The organism is Flavobacterium sp., assembly GCF_027483985.1.
Classification (GTDB): Bacteria; Bacteroidota; Bacteroidia; order Flavobacteriales; family Flavobacteriaceae; genus Flavobacterium.
On record NZ_JAIXTJ010000056.1, the window covers coordinates 87,650 to 103,515 of the forward strand.

Consider the following 15,866-nt stretch of genomic DNA (forward strand, 5'->3'; position numbering starts at 1 on the left):
AAAAAAAATAGTATTCAAGGATTCGGTGGTGGTGGTGGTGGATTGTTTCCTTTAACTGGTGCTGTTGGTGGATCAATCGGTCCCGAATTTATTGTATTTGATGTGCTAGGAACATTAAGTATAGTGTCTTTATTTTGTAGATTTACGTCTTTTGTAATTTTGTCAAAGGGCTGTGCATCTATTTCGTCAGCCGTACAAGAGTCAAATAATAAAGTAATAACAATTGCTGCAAGAAATAAAACAGGTTTTTTGTTTAACAATTTTGTTTTTAAATATGGATAAAAAGAGATAATAGTTTTCATAAATTTTAGTTTTAAATGAGACAATGATTCAGTTTTAATTACATTTAATAAAATATGCTTAAACAATAGTTTTATAATTAATATTATTGTTTGTGTTTGTAATATTACATAGCAAAACTACCTTACTTGCAATTATTGGTTTTACGCCAAAAGTGTAAAAAATGTTAAAATTTGTTTAACTTTGTAGAATAATGAATAAACAAAATGAGTAGAACATTAGTAATAGGCGACATACATGGAGGTTTGCGAGCATTGCATCAAATTATAGAACGTGCTAAGGTTACCACAAACGATACTTTAATTTTCCTAGGCGATTATGTTGATGGTTGGAGTCAATCGCCACAGGTACTCGACTATTTAATACAATTAGGAGAAAAACAAAATTGCATCTTCATTAAGGGCAATCACGATGAACTATTGTTAGAATGGTTGGAAAAAAGCAAAGACAATAGAGAATGGTACAAACATGGAGGAGAAGCAACTGTTTTAGCTTATGCCTCAATTACTGAAGCAACAAAGATGAAACACATTGCTTTTTTAAAATCATTAGAAAATTATTATTTAGATGATAAAAATAGACTGTTCGTTCACGCAGGATTTACCAATATGAACGGTATTGCATATGAATATTTTCCAAAAATGTTTTGTTGGGACAGAACTCTCTGGGAAACAGCTTTATCATTAAATGAAGATTTAGAAAAAACAAGTTGGTTTTATCCAAGAAGATTGACTTTATATGATGAAATTTATATTGGTCACACACCTGTGACACGCATAGGTCAAACCATTCCAATAAAAAAAGCTTGCATTTGGAATGTCGATACTGGTGCGGCTTTCAAAGGTCCGTTAACCATAATGGATATTGATACTAAAGAGTTTTGGCAAAGCGAACCTTTAAATGAATTATACGCAACAGAAAAAGGAAGGAATTAATAGTTATAGCGTTGCAAGTTGTGGGATTTAAGTATTGACTTTTGCACTTCGACAAGCTCAGTGTAAAAAATTGATTTTTGACATTGAAATTGCCATTGAAATGGATTCCTTATATTTGTGCTCTAAAATTTACATTAATTATGAAAAGAATTATTACATTATTACTTGTTTTATCGGCAAGTTTTGCAAATTCACAAGCGTTTAAAGGAAAGGGCGATGTTAAATTTCAAGTTGGAGCTACAATGCAAGAATATGCTACAGGAATTGCAGCAACAGTTGATTTTGGTCTTGGAGAAAATATTTCTTACGGATTTTCAACTTCTTACTTATTGAATACAACAACCAAAGCTGGAACTCCAAAATTTGATGACAAGTTTGATGCCAAAGCACGTTTTAATGCCAACATTGGAAATGTATTGAACATTAGTGATAAACTTGATGTTTATCCAGGTCTTGATTTAGGATTAAGAAATTTTGGTGCGCACCTTGGCGCAAGATATTTCTTTACAAATGGTTTTGGAATTTATACAGAAGCTGGAATTCCGTTAGCAAAATTTGATTCTAATGCTATTGGATATGAGCGTTTTAATAATCAGTTTGTTTTTCAAATTGGAGCGTCATTCAACTTATAATCTTATAAAATGAGTGTAGTTACCGAAAAAAGATTAAAAGACAGAAGTGGTTCATTATGCGAAATTAGCGGAAGTAATGAAAATTTGGTAGTCTATGTAGTAGAACCAAAAACTGAAGCTATTCCAGAAAATTCAATTTTAATTACAAAATCGTTAAGAGATCAAATTCTAAATCCAGAAACGATGAATCCGAACGATTGGCGAGGTTTAAGCGACAGTATGTGGAACGAAAATCTTCCGGTTCAAATTGTTTCTTGGCGCATGCATGCACGTTTAAAAAACAATGACATGCTAGAAATGATGTATCTTGATGAAGATGCTCTCGAATGGGCGAAAGCCACAGGCGAAGCAGATGATGATGAAGGTAAACTTATTCACAAAGATTCAAACGGAAACATTTTGAAAGATGGTGATTCGGTAGTTTTAATAAAAGATTTAGATGTAAAAGGCGCTACTTTCACTGCAAAACGTGGTGCTGCTGTTCACAATATAAAATTGGTTTGGGATGATGTAAACCTAATTGAAGGACGCGTTGAAAACCAAAGTATTTTTATTCTAACGCAATACGTTAAGAAGACGAAATAAGTGGTGATGAGTGATTAGTGATTAGTAATTAGTGATTAGTGATTAGTGATTAGTGATGAGTGATGAGTGATGAGTGATTAGTGATGAGTGATGAGTGATGAGTGATGAGTGATGAGTGATGAGTGATGAGTGATGAGTGATGAGTGATGAGTGATTAGTGATGAGTGATTAGTGATTAGTGATTAGTGATTAGTGATTAGCAAAAATAAAAAAGTGATTAGTTGTAAACCAACTAATCACTTTTTACTTTTAACTAATTACTTAAAGATTATAAATCAAATTTAATTCCTTGCGCCAATGGCAATTGATCTGAATAGTTGATTGTATTGGTTTGTCTTCTCATGTATACTTTCCAAGAATCTGAACCCGATTCTCTTCCGCCACCAGTTTCTTTTTCACCACCAAAAGCACCACCAATTTCAGCACCTGAAGTTCCGATATTTACATTGGCAATTCCACAATCTGAACCAGCAAACGATAAGAATTTTTCAGCTTCTTTCATTTCGTTAGTCATAATTGCAGACGATAATCCTTGAGCAACACCATTTTGCTTTTCAATAGCATTTTCAACTTCGCCACTGTATTTCATTAAATATAAAATTGGTGCAAAAGTTTCGTGTTGCACGATTTCAAACGAGTTTTCAGCTTCAATAATGGCTGGTTTTACATAACAACCCGATTCGTATCCTTCGCCAGAAAGTACGCCACCTTCAACCAATACTTTTCCACCTTCAGCTTTTGCTTTTTCAATGGCTGCTAAATAAGTGTTTACAGCATCAGTATCAATTAATGGACCGATATGATTTTTTTGATCTAATGGATTTCCAATAGTCAATTGACCATAAGCACCAACGATTGCATCTCTCACTTTATCATAAACACTTTCGTGGATGATTAATCTTCTAGTTGAAGTACAACGTTGACCGGCAGTTCCAACAGCACCAAAAACAGCACCAGGAACAACCACTTTTAAATCGGCTGATGGTGTAATAATGATTGCATTATTTCCGCCTAATTCCAATAAAGATTTTCCGAAACGTTGTGCCACTGTTGCACCAACAATTCTTCCCATTCTTGTTGAACCTGTTGCAGAAATTAAAGGAATTCTAACATCTGTAGTCATCATTTCTCCTACTTTATAATCACCATTGATGATACAAGAAATACCTTCTGGTAAATTATTGGCTTTTAGAACTTCAGCAATAATATTTTGACAAGCAATTGAACATAAAGGTGCTTTTTCAGAAGCTTTCCAAACACAAACATCACCACAAATCCACGCTAAAGCCGTATTCCAAGACCAAACAGCAACTGGAAAATTAAATGCAGAAATAATTCCAACAACACCAATTGGATGCCATTGTTCTCTCATAACGTGACCTGGACGCTCAGATGGAATAGTTTGTCCGTTTAATTGACGTGATAAACCTACTGCAAAATCGCAGATATCAATCATTTCTTGAACTTCACCATATCCTTCTTGCAATGATTTTCCCATTTCATAAGAAACTAACTTTCCTAATGGTTCTTTCAATTCTCTTAATTTATTTCCAAACTGACGTACAATCTCTCCACGTTGTGGTGCAGGCATTGCTCTAAAAGTAAGGAAAGCAGCTGTTGCAGTTTGCATTACTTTTTCATAATCTTCTGCCGTAGTTGTTTTTACTTTTCCAATAAGTTGACCATCAACTGGCGAATAACTTTCGATAATTTCACCATTTGAAAAATGATTATTCCCTGTAGAAGTTCCGTCGTTTATGGCTTTTATACCTAGAATTTCTAATGCTTCGGTCATACCGAATTGTTGCGCAATTGTTGACATTATGTGTTTTTTATGTTTTATTTTTAAATTTTATACAAAAATAGTGGTTTTTTTTGAATATTTACGATAAAAGAGCAATTGGAACAACATTACTAGAATCAATAAAAATCTAAAGTTAAACTTCGGTAATTTTACTTTTTATCTACAAATCTAGCATCCGTTTCCATTGTAGTTCCGCATTTATCGCAAGTTCGTAGCGCTTCCGAATTATAAAAATGCTTGAAGTGTGCAAGAAAATCAGTTTCGATGTTATGAAGTTCAAAATAGACTTCATACAATTTATGATTACAATGATCACAAAACCATAATAATCCGTCAGGAATATTTTGACCTACTCTTTTACGTTCAACGACTAATCCGATAGAACCTTCTGAACGAGATGGAGAATGCGGCACTTTGGCAGGTAATAAAAACATATCTCCTGCTGCAAGTTTCATTGCTTTCTTTTCGCCATCTTCTTGCACATAAACGGTAATCTCACCTTCAAGTTGAAAATATAATTCTTCAGTTTCATTGTAATGAAAATCCTTACGGGCATTTGGTCCAGCAACAATCATCACTATATAATCGCCAGAATCAACATATAAATTTTTGTTACCAACTGGCGGTTTTAATAAGTGTCGGTTTTCATCAATCCATTGGTTGAGGTTGAATGGTTTTTGTATTGACATAATTCTTTAAAATTTATAACACGAAATTACTAAATAAAAAAAGGTTAGCGTGAACTAACCTTGATTTTTTAATTTAATTGTTTTATCAAATAGATATAGACCGGAAAGTGATCACTAAATCCGGGTTCGCTTGAATTATTTCTTAGCGGATATCCTTTGTATTGTCCTGTAGTTTGAATGAGGAATGGCTTATTGTAGATTCCTGCTTTCCAATATCTGAAAGAAGTATAATCATTTCGAGTAAAAGGTTCAGAAACCATAATTTGATCAAAAATATCACCAGAATCTCTGTAGAATAATGTTGCATTTCCGTCTTTAGCCATTTGCTCAAAAGGATTGTAAATATCACCAGACGATTTCAATTCTGATTTTTTTAGCTTAGCACCAATTCCAACTTTTACGCTTTTATTATAAGAACCATCGTTTAAATCACCCATTGTAATAATCTTAGCATTAGGGTTGATTTTCACTAATGAATCAATGATTTTTCTGTTTAATGCGCCAGCAGCTTCTCTAAAAGGCGAACTTTTTTTCTCACCACCAGAACGTGATGGCCAGTGATTCACAATAATATTTACTTCTTCACCATCTAAAAATCCGGTTACTAACAATTGATCACGAGTATAAACTCTTTCTGAACTATTATCAAGAACAACAGCATCGTCAGTTTCTTCACCTTTGTCTTTTTTATCTTCTTTTCCTTGTTGGTTTTTATAAATTAATAACGGAATATTAGCATAGCTTGTTGGTTTAAAGTGTTTTTTCTGATAAAGTAACGCAACATCAATTCCTCTTTTGTCAGGAGAATCGAAATGAACAATGCCATAATCACGATTAATAAGTTTAGGTTGTTTTACTAAATCTTCTAAAACCAATCGGTTTTCAATTTCGCAACCACCAATAAATGTAGGAGAATTATTGGGATTTTCGCCCGTTCCAATTTCTGAAAGAACACGTGCTAAATTATCAAGTTTCTTTTTATACTTTTTCCCTGTCCAATTCATTGCACCGTTAACTAACCATTCTTCATCGTTATTTGGTCCGTTTATAGTATCAAACAAGTTCTCGAAGTTGTAAAAAGCCACTGTATGAATAATATACTTTTTTGTTTGTGCATTTGCTGTCAATGTTGCGAATAACACAACGAAAACGGCAATTAAGTTTTTAATTTTCATTTTAACCATATTAATTAATTATGAAGTTTAATACAAACTTCGCACCAAAAGTAAATAATATTATTAAAAGATGTACATTTGCGGGCTGTTAAGTTTTTATTAACACTTAGCAAAAAGAAAATTAATTTAATTCAATTTATGAAAAAACTTGTCATTAGTATGTTGTTTGTGATGCAAGTGTGTTTTACGTTTGCTCAAACTGGTACAGGAATTTCTGGTAAAGTTGTAGACTCAAAAACACAAAAACCATTACAAAATGTTGTTGCCACTATTCAGAACAGTAATTTAACTGAGATTACAGATGCTGAAGGTAAATTTATGTTTAAATCAGTTACTGCTGGTTCGCAATTATTGGTAGTTAAAAGCGACGGTTACAAAGACCAATTACTATCATTAGAGGTTGAACAAGGAAAAATTTTAGAACTAGGTGTTGTTGTTTTAGAAGAAGATGTTACTGAAGAACAACAATTAAGTTTAGTTACGATCACTGATAATGATTTAGGTGACGACAACAGTGGTTCAGAAAGTACTTCTGGACTTCTTCAAGCTTCGAGAGATGCTTTTCAACAAGCTGCGGCCTTCAATTGGGGTCAAGCAAGATTTAGAATTAGAGGTTTAGATAATGAAAATGCTACTACTATGATTAATGGTGTAGTAATGAATAAAATATACGACGGTAGACCACAATGGGGAAATTGGGGTGGATTAAATGATGCTACTCGTAATCAAGAATTTACAATGGGTTCTGCACCATCAGATTATACTTTTGGTGGAATTTTAGGTACACAAGAAATTAACACTAGAGCTTCCTTATATAGAAAAGGTTCAAGAGTTTCATTTTCTGGAACTAACACCAACTACAGTTGGAGAACAATGGGAACACACGTTTCAGGAATGAACAAAGACGGTTGGGCTTATGTACTTTCGGCTTCAAGAAGATGGGCTCAAGAAGGTTACTTTGAAGGAACGGACTATAGCGCTAACTCTGTGTTTGTAAGTGTTGAAAAGAAAATTAACGAAAAACACTCGTTAAACTTCACTTCTATTTATGCTGAAAACAGCCGTGGAAGAAACTCACCTAATACTGACGAGGTAAATAGACTTGCTGGTTTCCGTTATAACTCTTATTGGGGTTACCAAGACGGAAAAAAACGTAACTCTAGAGATAGAGATGTAACTGAGCCAATATTAATGTTAAACCACTTCTGGAAAGTTTCTGATAAAACTAACATTACTAGTGGTATTACGCACCAATATGGTAAAATTGGAAGCAGCAGAATTGATAATCAAGGTGCTGATAATCCAGATCCAACTTATTACAGAAATTTACCAAGTTACTATACTTCATTATGGAATCCAGATGATTATACTGATTTTCAAGGTGATGATCCTGCAAATATTGCTTTAGCAGCAAATGCTAAATTCTTAAACAACAGACAATTAAATTGGAATGAATTATATCAAACCAACTTATCAACTGCTGATGGTCATAGTGCTTATATTTTATATGAAGATAGAACCGATGATAAACTTTGGACAGCAAACTCTGTAATTAGTTCACAATTGGCAGATAATATTGTTTTAAATGCTGGTGGAACATTCAAGAGCTTGAGATCTCATAACTTTGCAAATGTTTTAGACTTACTTGGTGGTCAATTTTATGAAGATTACGACAATTTCCAAGTAGGAGACGAGCAACAATCTGATTTAAACAACCCTAACAGAAGAGTTGGTGTTGGTGAAAAATTTGGTTACAACTACAACCTTTATGCTACTACTTATGATGCTTTTACACAATTCAAATTCACTTACAAAAAAGTAGATTTTTATTTAGCTCAAACGTATACTAAAAACCAATACCAAAGAGAAGGTTTATACAAAAACGGATTATATCCAACGAATTCATTTGGTAAAGGAGATAAAATTTCTTTTGAAAACTTCGGATTTAAAGGAGGTTTAACTTACAAAATTACAGGTAGACATTTCTTGAACTTCAACGGAGCTTATTTAACAAAAGCGCCTTCTATGAGAAATGTGTTTCCAAATGCTAGATTAAATAACAATACGACTTTAGGCATCGAAAACGAAAATATTTCTAGTGTTGATGCAAGTTACATTATTAGAACTCCTAAGTTCAAATCTAGAATAACGGCATATATGTCAAACATTAAAAATGCTACTGAAACTTCATTCTTCTTTGGTGAAGGTATTTTTGATGATGATAATGGTGATGGTGGTGATGCCTTTGTTGCTGAAACAGTTACAAATATTGAAAAAAGAAATATTGGTGTAGAATTAGGTATGGAATACCAAATTACTTCAACAATTAAGCTATCATTAAACGGAGCATATGGAGAATATACTTACAACAATAATCCTAATGTTGTGTTAAATAATGACAATTTAGCTTCACCAACAAACACAAATCCTATCATTGATTTTGGACAAGCTAATTTAAAAGGATACAGATTATCTGGCGGACCACAAACAGCTGCTTCATTTGGTATTGAGTACCGTGACCCTAAATTTTGGTGGATTGGCGCTAACGCTAATTATTTAGCAAATAATTACCTTGATGTTTCAGCATTGCTTAGAACACAAAACTTTTTTAGAAACCCTCAAGATAATGAAGGATTGGCTTTTCCAGAAGCAACTAACGAAAGAGCTAAAGAATTGCTAAAACAAAAAGAATTTAATAACTTTACTTTAGTTAATTTAACTGGAGGTAAATCTTGGAGAATAAAAGGAAATACCTACGGATTCTTTGCGTCATTAAATAATGTTTTTGATATCCAGTACAAAACTGGTGGATTTGAACAAGCAAGAAATGCGAATTTTAGAGAAGTAAATCAAGATGTTTCTAGCGGAACACCTGCATTTGCACCAAAATATTTTTACGGTTTCGGAAGATCATACTTCTTAAATCTTTATGTAAACTTTTAATAAAATACCGTTATGAAAAAAACAATTTTATCACTTTTTGGAATTTTGGCGATAGCTACATTCACAGCTTGTTCTCCAGAAGAAGACATTAAAAATCCAGATTTTCAACCTTACAAATTATTTGAAGATTTTACTTCAAATAGTACTGACGGCGCAGCAATTAGCCTTGCTGGATGGACAAATTTTGCTGAAGCAGGAACTGTAAAATGGAATCAAGGTATTTATTTTTCAGATAAATATGCTGAATTTAATACGTTTCAATCAGGTCAACCTACCAATATTGGTTGGTTAGTTTCTCCTAAAATTAGTGTTGATGCAAGTTCAAAATTAGCTTTTGATGTGGCTCAAGCTTATGTATCAACTCCGGCTAATTCAATAGACTTGTTGATTTCAACAGACTTTGATGGAACTAATGTAACAGCAGCTAACTGGACCGTATTAAATTTTACTAAACCAGCTTTGAGCTTTGATACTAACTTTGACTTTTTTAGTTCAGGTTTAATCGATTTATCGGCTTATGCAGACAAAAATGTCTATTTAGCTTTTAGAGTAAAAGGTTCTGGAACTAACACAACTTTAGACGGAACTTATGAAATTGATAACGTTAGAATTATTAATAAAAATTAATAGAAAAACACAATGAAAAACAGAATTTTTAAAAATCTATTGGCTTTAGTTCTGACAACTGGATTATTATCGAGCTGCGTTAATGATGATTCTTATGGCGTTCCTGATAATACGCTAACAACTTATGAATTAACACCTACTAAAGCAGTTAATCAAATAGTAGCAACTTCAACACCTACTCTTTATACAGCAGATGATATTATTGAAGCTTACGTTACTTCTAGTGACGAAAAAGGAACATTTTATAAATCAATTTCTTTTCAAGATCTAAAAAATACCGCAACTTCAATTAAAGGATTTAGTGTTCCTTTGAACATTACAACTTTATATGGTAAAGGTTTTACTCCAGGTAGAAAAGTATACATCAAACTAAAAGGTCTTTATGTAGCTAACGTATTTGGTTCATTACAAATCGGAAGTTTATTCGAAGGTGGAATTGGTAGAATTGGTGAAGATGTTTGGCAAAACCACTTGTTTCCATCACCAACTATCGTACCTGAAAGCGAATTAGTGAGAACATTTAGTTTAAGTAATGCTTACACTGATGTTAATCAAAATACTTTAGTTGATTTAACTCCTGTTCAATTTGACGAAAGTTCTATTAACAGAACTTATTATGATGTAGATTCTGGTGGTGGCGCAACAAATCACGCAATTATTGCTACAACAGGTGGAACAAGCAGAATTTTAAGAATGAGTAGCTTTTGTCCTTTTTCTGGTAAAACTGTACCATCAGGAAGCGGAACTATTAGAGGTGTTGTAACTAAGTACAATTCAGACTTTCAATTTATTGTTAGATATGAAAATGATTTTAAATTAAGCAGTCCTAGAGTTGATGTTTTCCCTCCAATTGTTGGTAATGCAATTCAATACTTAGGTGCGTTTACAGAAAATTTTGAAAGTTATACTGCAGGTTCGGCAACAACCGGACAAAATAACTTTCCTAAATATGTAAATGACCCAGTTGTTGGTTCAAAAACTTGGAGAACAAGATCATCAAGCGGTACTAAGTATATTGAGATGTCTTCATTTGGTAATCCTGTTGAAAATAACAGAACATTATTCGTTGTTCCTGTTGATATGACCGCTGCGAATACTTTATCATTTAAAACTAGAACAAATTTCTATAATGGGGAAACTTTAAAAGTTTATTACAGTACAAACTATGTTCCTGGTTCACCAATAAGTTCAGCAACATTAGTAAACATTACTTCGAATTTTGCTTTTTCTACAGCAAACACTTCAACTGCTACGTTTACAAATAGTGGATCTTATGCTATTCCAACTTCAGTAACTGGAAATGGATTTTTCATCTTTGAATACACTGGTTCAGGATTATCAAGTCCTGCACTTACTACGAATATGCAAATAGATGATATCGTTGTAAATTAATTTTTACAATATAAATTATATAAGAAGAGCTTCCAGATTTGGAAGCTCTTCTTTTTTGTCTAAAATAAGTAATTATAAGTCCTCTTTTAAAAAACCTGCTTTTAAAATAGCTGTTGTATCTGTAACTTCATTAGAAAAATCAACTATAATCTTACTGGGGTCTTTTGAGGAGTAATCTACAACAAAAAACTTGTTTATTTTATCTTCGTAATTTTCTGGACAATTATAATATTTAGTTATATATAAAGAGTCTTTTACATGGTATTCAATAAGACTTTTTTTTACTTTGAGCCTTCGTTGACATTCAATGAATTTACATATCGTTTGAGCTTTATTCTCTCTTATTTCCTTTAACATATCGCACCTTTTATTTACTGCATATATTATGCAGTAAATAAATACAATAACTGGAATTGAATAAATAATTTTTTTCATTTTAAAAGATGATAGTGAATATTATTTAATGGCAAATTTATACAATAACGAAGTAGTATGAAATCTGAATTAAAACATAGAATTTAGCCGTTTTAAATTATGCTAATTAAACAACGTATGGTTCTTTTGTGTACATTATAATTTCCAAAACCAAAATCCGTTTATAACTATTTTTTATGAAGTACATTATGGTTTAAAGTTTTTTAAAAAACGACGAACATCTTCCCTTAATAGGTTTTCTATAAACTCTTTAGACACTAATTTCTTAATCTTTTCTGGATTACTGCTTTGTTGATACCAATAATCGTTCATCTTAAGAATATGCAAGTTATCTGGTACCTCTTTAATATTTACAAATTTATAACTACCATCTAAAGAAACAATCCTGTCTCCGTAATCATTACCAGAATATTTTTTAGTTAAGCTTTTCCATTTCCTATCTTCTTGATTATGTTCTGTTTCATAGACCTCATCAAATAAAAAACCACAATTTGATTTGTCAGAATAACATATAGAAGTAACATATTTACCTTCTTCAATTTTTATAATTCTAAAGGTACTAATCCATTTAAACCCTAATTTTTCCATTTCATTAGTAACAATATCAATTATCATTGTTCTTGTTAATCCAAACGATTTAACATCTGAATTTTTATAATGTGCTTTATAATCGTAAAAATCACAATAATTAGTAGAATCTATTTTAATATCTTGAGCATTTATTGATACACTGCAAAGTATAGAAAGTAAACATAATTTTAATGTTCCCATTATGATTGTTTTTAGTGCTTTATTTGTTTTATAATTCTACTGATGTACATTGTAATAACTTTTTCAATTTTACTATTATCAGTACTAATTCTTTTATGATTTATTCCATTTGAAATTAGATAGCGTTGAATTGATTTTCTTCCACCTAATTACAACCATTCAACTTAAACACTATAGGACTAGTTTCTAGTATAACTACTTTCCGATATTTGGTTAATTGGCATACTATTAATTTAATATCTTAAGCAATATTTAATGCAATTAAGCAAATCTATATTACGAAAAAATATTGTATAATCTACATAATATCGAATTCATCTGATATCAAATGTACACAAACCTAAAACAAACTATACAAAATCAGAAATAATTCACCTTCTATATACTTTCCTTTTTTCAATCAACAAATAACTCACTCTGAAACTTATGTAAAACTAAATAATATTAAGAAACTTTCAACAAATTTATGTTTCCTAACAATTTAGGTAGAAAAAGTTATTATCTAATATTCTATGTTTAGCCGTTAAACAGCAAAACCTACAACACAAATTATCTAGAAATCATTTAAAGCCCTTAAACACATTAAAAACCTACAAGCAACTAATGGCTTGTAAAAACACAAAAAACTATCTACAACACGTAAAAAAGCACTAAATAACCATCGTCAGACCACGGCACAACTTCAAACAAAAAAACCGAGACTTTCATCTCGGTTTTTTATACTATTAGTCAGTTCTTATTTATTTCACGATTAAGAATTCTGAACGTCTGTTTTGAGCATGCTCTTCTTCAGTACATTTGTCACAAACAACTTTAGGCTCTGTTTCACCAAATCCTTTTCCTGAGATTCTTTCTGCAGGAATTCCTTTAGAAATAACATATTGAACAGTTGCTTGCGCTCTTCTTTCTGATAAAGTTAAGTTGTAGTCATCGCTACCTCTTCTATCTGTATGTGATTTAGCATAGATAACTAACTTATCATTATTCTTCATTACTTGAACTAATTTATCTAATTCAAAAGCTCCTTCTTGAGTAATGTTGCTCTTATCGAATTCAAAATAAATTGGTTTCAAGATAATCTCTGTTGGAGTTACAATTACATCAATTGGTTGTAACGCAGCATCAACTTTAGCAGTTGGTCCTTTGCTTTTAGCTACAGCAAAAACATTTCCTTCAAAGCCATCTTTTGAAGCTTGAATTGAGTAAGGCTTATCACACTCTATTTTAAAATTAACTTCACCTTTATCGTTAGAAGTTTCAGTAGCAATAACGTTTTTCTTATCATCAAGAATAGACACTTTAGCATTTGCTAAAATCTCTCCAGTTTTTGCATTGGTAACCACAGTCAACAAATCAACTGAACAGATTGGTGTAGCGCTAAAGATATCGTCATTACCGTTTCTATTACTAGATAAGAATCCTAAGTTTTTAGCTTTGTTAAAAGTAAAACCAAAATCATCTTTTTCAGTATTAATTGGCCTACCCATATTAACAGCGTCTGAACCTTTAGCTAGATCTATTTTAAAAATATCTAAACCTCCTAAGCCTGGTTTTCCATTAGAAGCAAAATATAATGTAGCATTGTCATCAGAAATAAAAGGAAAATTCTCATTACCTTCAGTATTTACTTTTGATCCTAAATTCTCTGGCTCACCATAAGAATCACCGTTAATAGTAACTTTCCAGATATCAACACCACCAATACTTCCAGGTCTATTAGAAGAAAAATACAATGTTTTACCATCTCTGCTTAATGATGGGTTACCTGTTGAATATTCTTTACTATTAAAAGGTAAAAGTTTAAAATCAGCCCAAGTATCTCCTTGCTTAGTTGCTTTGTATAAATAAATTTGACTAAATTTAGAATTTAAGGACTTTACTTTTTCATACGCTTTGTCTTTAAAACTTTCAGTTGAAAAATAACATGTATTGCCATCAGCAGAAATAGTTAAAGTCCCATCGTGAAATCTAGAATTTAATTCTGAAATAGCTGTTGGTTCAGAATAAGTTCCGTTATCCCCTAAAACAGACTTATATATATCTAAAAATGGCTCGTTTATCCATCCATAATTTTTTTTTGCTCCGTTTCTTGCACTAGAAAAATAAACAGTATTATCATACATTACTGCTCCAAAATCAGATTTATCACTACTTACTTGTAAAGAATTAACTGTATATCCAGACTCTTTACTAGCTAACTTAGGTAAATAATTAGGGTTTTCTTTATATGCTTTGGCTCTTAAATCATTTGGAACCATAGTAGCAAATTTACTCATTTGTTTATTTGCTTCTTCATACTTTCCGTTAGCTTTTAGCATTTGTGCATACCTAAAGTAAGTTTCAGCATCTTGCGCAGTTTCCGTTGCTTTAGCATACCACGTAGCAGCTTCCGCTGTATTGAACATATTATAATAAGTGTCTGCTAATTGTTTATATACATATCCGTCACCTTTGCCATTATCAACTAACTTTTGATATTCTTTGGCAGCAGAAACATATTCGTATCTGCTAAATAATTTATCTGCAGCTTTTGTGTCTTTATTTTGTGCAAAAACAGATGTGCTTATTGCTACAAAACTTAATGCTATATATAGATTTTTCATCTTTTACTATTATTTTATGTTAGAAATATCTTGGAGAACGTGAAACTTTTTTCGGGAAGTTCAAATCGAACAACAAAATTACCTCGTGAGAAGATGGCGTTGTTATATTCAAATCTGAAACGATATGGTCGTATGCATATCCAATTTTTAAATTTGGAGTGATAGCATAATTCACCATCGCACCAAACGAATCTTCTAATCTATAAGTAGCACCTACTTCAAATTTATCATTAAACATAAAGTTAGTCGATACATCAAGTGATGTCGGAGCATTAAATGCTGATTTAATCATTGCAAATGGTTTGAATTTAACATTAGGTGTTAGATCAAAAACGTAACCTCCTGTTAAGAAATAATGTAGAGTTTCAGTACCGAATTGTCTTCCATTAAAATCAAGATGCTTCGATTTTAGCATATTTGGTACAGAAAAAGCTACATAATACTTGTCGGTATAATAAAACAAACCTGTTCCGATATTCAAAAAGGTATTGCTTGTATTAGAAGAGAACGCCGGATCGTTTGCATCTGGAACATTACCATTACCAATATCATCAAATAATGCAACTTTGTGAAAAGTAGCACCAGTTTTAAGACCTAAAGCTAATCTGTGTTCACCACCTAAATTTAGAGTGTATGAAAAATCACCATAGATATTAGTTTCTTCAACTGGACCAATTTTATCGTTGATTACCGACAAACCAAGTCCAACATTTTTTCCAGTTGGACTGTGCAAGAAGAACGTACCAGTTGTTGGCGCATCTTCAATATCAACCCATTGTTTTCTGTAAAGTAAACCTCCTGAAAGGTTTTCTTTAGATCCAGCATAAGCAGGGTTTATAACACTCATATTATACATATATTGAGTATAATGTGGATCTTGTTGTGCACTGACATCTAGTAATGTCAACAAAGCAAACGCGGTTAAGAAATATATTTTTTTCATGCTTTAGAAATTTATCATTTTATAGTTAGTTT

At 31.9% G+C, this 15,866-nt stretch carries 14 protein-coding genes; 6 read left to right on the forward strand and 8 right to left on the reverse strand.

Features of this window, described 5'->3' with window-relative positions:
• Positions 1–14 precede the first annotated feature (14 nt).
• Entirely contained in the window at positions 15–302 is a 288-nt protein-coding gene (locus tag Q0050_RS14295) for a hypothetical protein (RefSeq protein WP_298397336.1), read from the reverse strand.
• A gap of 204 nt (positions 303–506) precedes the next feature.
• On the opposite strand from Q0050_RS14295, the gene Q0050_RS14300 reads away from it, so the two are divergent.
• The 3 genes from Q0050_RS14300 (at position 507) to Q0050_RS14310 (ending at position 2,452) form a co-directional block, all read left to right on the forward strand.
• Complete coding sequence (locus Q0050_RS14300; protein WP_298397339.1) at positions 507–1,235, forward strand: metallophosphoesterase; 729 nt, start codon at positions 507–509, stop codon at positions 1,233–1,235.
• Positions 1,236–1,375: 140 nt separating this feature from the next.
• The gene (locus Q0050_RS14305; RefSeq protein WP_298397342.1) at positions 1,376–1,867 is read left to right on the forward strand and encodes a DUF6646 family protein; all 492 of its coding nucleotides are present in this window, start codon (positions 1,376–1,378) and stop codon (positions 1,865–1,867) included.
• 9 nt (positions 1,868–1,876) lie between these two features.
• Positions 1,877–2,452 carry an alkylphosphonate utilization protein gene (locus tag Q0050_RS14310; RefSeq protein ID WP_298397345.1) on the forward strand — a complete coding sequence of 192 codons (576 nt, stop codon included), beginning with the start codon at positions 1,877–1,879 and terminating at the stop codon, positions 2,450–2,452.
• A gap of 268 nt (positions 2,453–2,720) precedes the next feature.
• Here Q0050_RS14310 and Q0050_RS14315 read toward each other — a convergent pair whose 3' ends face one another.
• The 3 genes from Q0050_RS14315 to Q0050_RS14325 all read right to left on the reverse strand — a co-directional run bounded on the left by Q0050_RS14315 (position 2,721) and on the right by Q0050_RS14325 (position 6,120).
• Positions 2,721–4,274, reverse strand: coding sequence for an aldehyde dehydrogenase family protein (locus tag Q0050_RS14315; RefSeq protein WP_298397348.1), 1,554 nt, complete (start codon positions 4,272–4,274; stop codon positions 2,721–2,723).
• 131 nt (positions 4,275–4,405) lie between these two features.
• Positions 4,406–4,945: a 3-hydroxyanthranilate 3,4-dioxygenase gene (locus Q0050_RS14320; RefSeq protein WP_298397350.1), complete on the reverse strand. Its 540-nt coding sequence runs from the start codon at positions 4,943–4,945 to the stop codon at positions 4,406–4,408.
• 68 nt (positions 4,946–5,013) lie between these two features.
• The gene (locus Q0050_RS14325; RefSeq protein WP_298397353.1) at positions 5,014–6,120 is read right to left on the reverse strand and encodes an endonuclease/exonuclease/phosphatase family protein; all 1,107 of its coding nucleotides are present in this window, start codon (positions 6,118–6,120) and stop codon (positions 5,014–5,016) included.
• Between the two features lie 138 nt (positions 6,121–6,258).
• On the opposite strand from Q0050_RS14325, the gene Q0050_RS14330 reads away from it, so the two are divergent.
• Genes Q0050_RS14330 through Q0050_RS14340 form a run of 3 tightly spaced genes read left to right on the forward strand, consistent with a single transcriptional unit; the run spans position 6,259 to position 11,082 of the window.
• Entirely contained in the window at positions 6,259–9,063 is a 2,805-nt protein-coding gene (locus Q0050_RS14330; RefSeq protein ID WP_298397356.1) for a carboxypeptidase-like regulatory domain-containing protein, read from the forward strand.
• A 12-nt stretch (positions 9,064–9,075) separates the two neighbouring features.
• Positions 9,076–9,690: a choice-of-anchor J domain-containing protein gene (locus tag Q0050_RS14335; RefSeq protein WP_298397358.1), complete on the forward strand. Its 615-nt coding sequence runs from the start codon at positions 9,076–9,078 to the stop codon at positions 9,688–9,690.
• Positions 9,691–9,702: 12 nt separating this feature from the next.
• The gene (locus Q0050_RS14340) at positions 9,703–11,082 is read left to right on the forward strand and encodes a DUF5689 domain-containing protein (protein ID WP_298397360.1); all 1,380 of its coding nucleotides are present in this window, start codon (positions 9,703–9,705) and stop codon (positions 11,080–11,082) included.
• 72 nt (positions 11,083–11,154) lie between these two features.
• Here Q0050_RS14340 and Q0050_RS14345 read toward each other — a convergent pair whose 3' ends face one another.
• The 4 genes from Q0050_RS14345 to Q0050_RS14360 all read right to left on the reverse strand — a co-directional run bounded on the left by Q0050_RS14345 (position 11,155) and on the right by Q0050_RS14360 (position 15,834).
• Complete coding sequence (locus Q0050_RS14345; protein WP_298397362.1) at positions 11,155–11,517, reverse strand: hypothetical protein; 363 nt, start codon at positions 11,515–11,517, stop codon at positions 11,155–11,157.
• A 186-nt stretch (positions 11,518–11,703) separates the two neighbouring features.
• Positions 11,704–12,288, reverse strand: coding sequence for a hypothetical protein (locus Q0050_RS14350; RefSeq protein WP_298397364.1), 585 nt, complete (start codon positions 12,286–12,288; stop codon positions 11,704–11,706).
• 740 nt (positions 12,289–13,028) lie between these two features.
• Positions 13,029–14,891: an OmpA family protein gene (locus Q0050_RS14355; protein WP_298397367.1), complete on the reverse strand. Its 1,863-nt coding sequence runs from the start codon at positions 14,889–14,891 to the stop codon at positions 13,029–13,031.
• Between the two features lie 19 nt (positions 14,892–14,910).
• Positions 14,911–15,834: a type IX secretion system membrane protein PorP/SprF gene (locus tag Q0050_RS14360; RefSeq protein WP_298397369.1), complete on the reverse strand. Its 924-nt coding sequence runs from the start codon at positions 15,832–15,834 to the stop codon at positions 14,911–14,913.
• Positions 15,835–15,866: the final 32 nt, after the last annotated feature.

Excerpts from the sequence above, each read along its gene's own strand:
- Q0050_RS14330 (WP_298397356.1), top strand. The coding sequence starts at position 6,259 with ATGAAAAAACTTGTCATTAGTATGTTGTTTGTGATGCAAGTGTGTTTT.
- Q0050_RS14335 (WP_298397358.1), top strand. The coding sequence starts at position 9,076 with ATGAAAAAAACAATTTTATCACTTTTTGGAATTTTGGCGATAGCTACA.
- Q0050_RS14310 (WP_298397345.1), top strand. The coding sequence starts at position 1,877 with ATGAGTGTAGTTACCGAAAAAAGATTAAAAGACAGAAGTGGTTCATTA.
- Q0050_RS14340 (WP_298397360.1), top strand. The coding sequence starts at position 9,703 with ATGAAAAACAGAATTTTTAAAAATCTATTGGCTTTAGTTCTGACAACT.
- Q0050_RS14320 (WP_298397350.1), bottom strand. The coding sequence starts at position 4,945 with ATGTCAATACAAAAACCATTCAACCTCAACCAATGGATTGATGAAAAC.
- Q0050_RS14295 (WP_298397336.1), bottom strand. The coding sequence starts at position 302 with ATGAAAACTATTATCTCTTTTTATCCATATTTAAAAACAAAATTGTTA.
- Q0050_RS14345 (WP_298397362.1), bottom strand. The coding sequence starts at position 11,517 with ATGAAAAAAATTATTTATTCAATTCCAGTTATTGTATTTATTTACTGC.
- Q0050_RS14300 (WP_298397339.1), top strand. The coding sequence starts at position 507 with ATGAGTAGAACATTAGTAATAGGCGACATACATGGAGGTTTGCGAGCA.
- Q0050_RS14355 (WP_298397367.1), bottom strand. The coding sequence starts at position 14,891 with ATGAAAAATCTATATATAGCATTAAGTTTTGTAGCAATAAGCACATCT.
- Q0050_RS14305 (WP_298397342.1), top strand. The coding sequence starts at position 1,376 with ATGAAAAGAATTATTACATTATTACTTGTTTTATCGGCAAGTTTTGCA.
- Q0050_RS14325 (WP_298397353.1), bottom strand. The coding sequence starts at position 6,120 with ATGAAAATTAAAAACTTAATTGCCGTTTTCGTTGTGTTATTCGCAACA.
- Q0050_RS14360 (WP_298397369.1), bottom strand. The coding sequence starts at position 15,834 with ATGAAAAAAATATATTTCTTAACCGCGTTTGCTTTGTTGACATTACTA.
- Q0050_RS14350 (WP_298397364.1), bottom strand. The coding sequence starts at position 12,288 with ATGGGAACATTAAAATTATGTTTACTTTCTATACTTTGCAGTGTATCA.
- Q0050_RS14315 (WP_298397348.1), bottom strand. The coding sequence starts at position 4,274 with ATGTCAACAATTGCGCAACAATTCGGTATGACCGAAGCATTAGAAATT.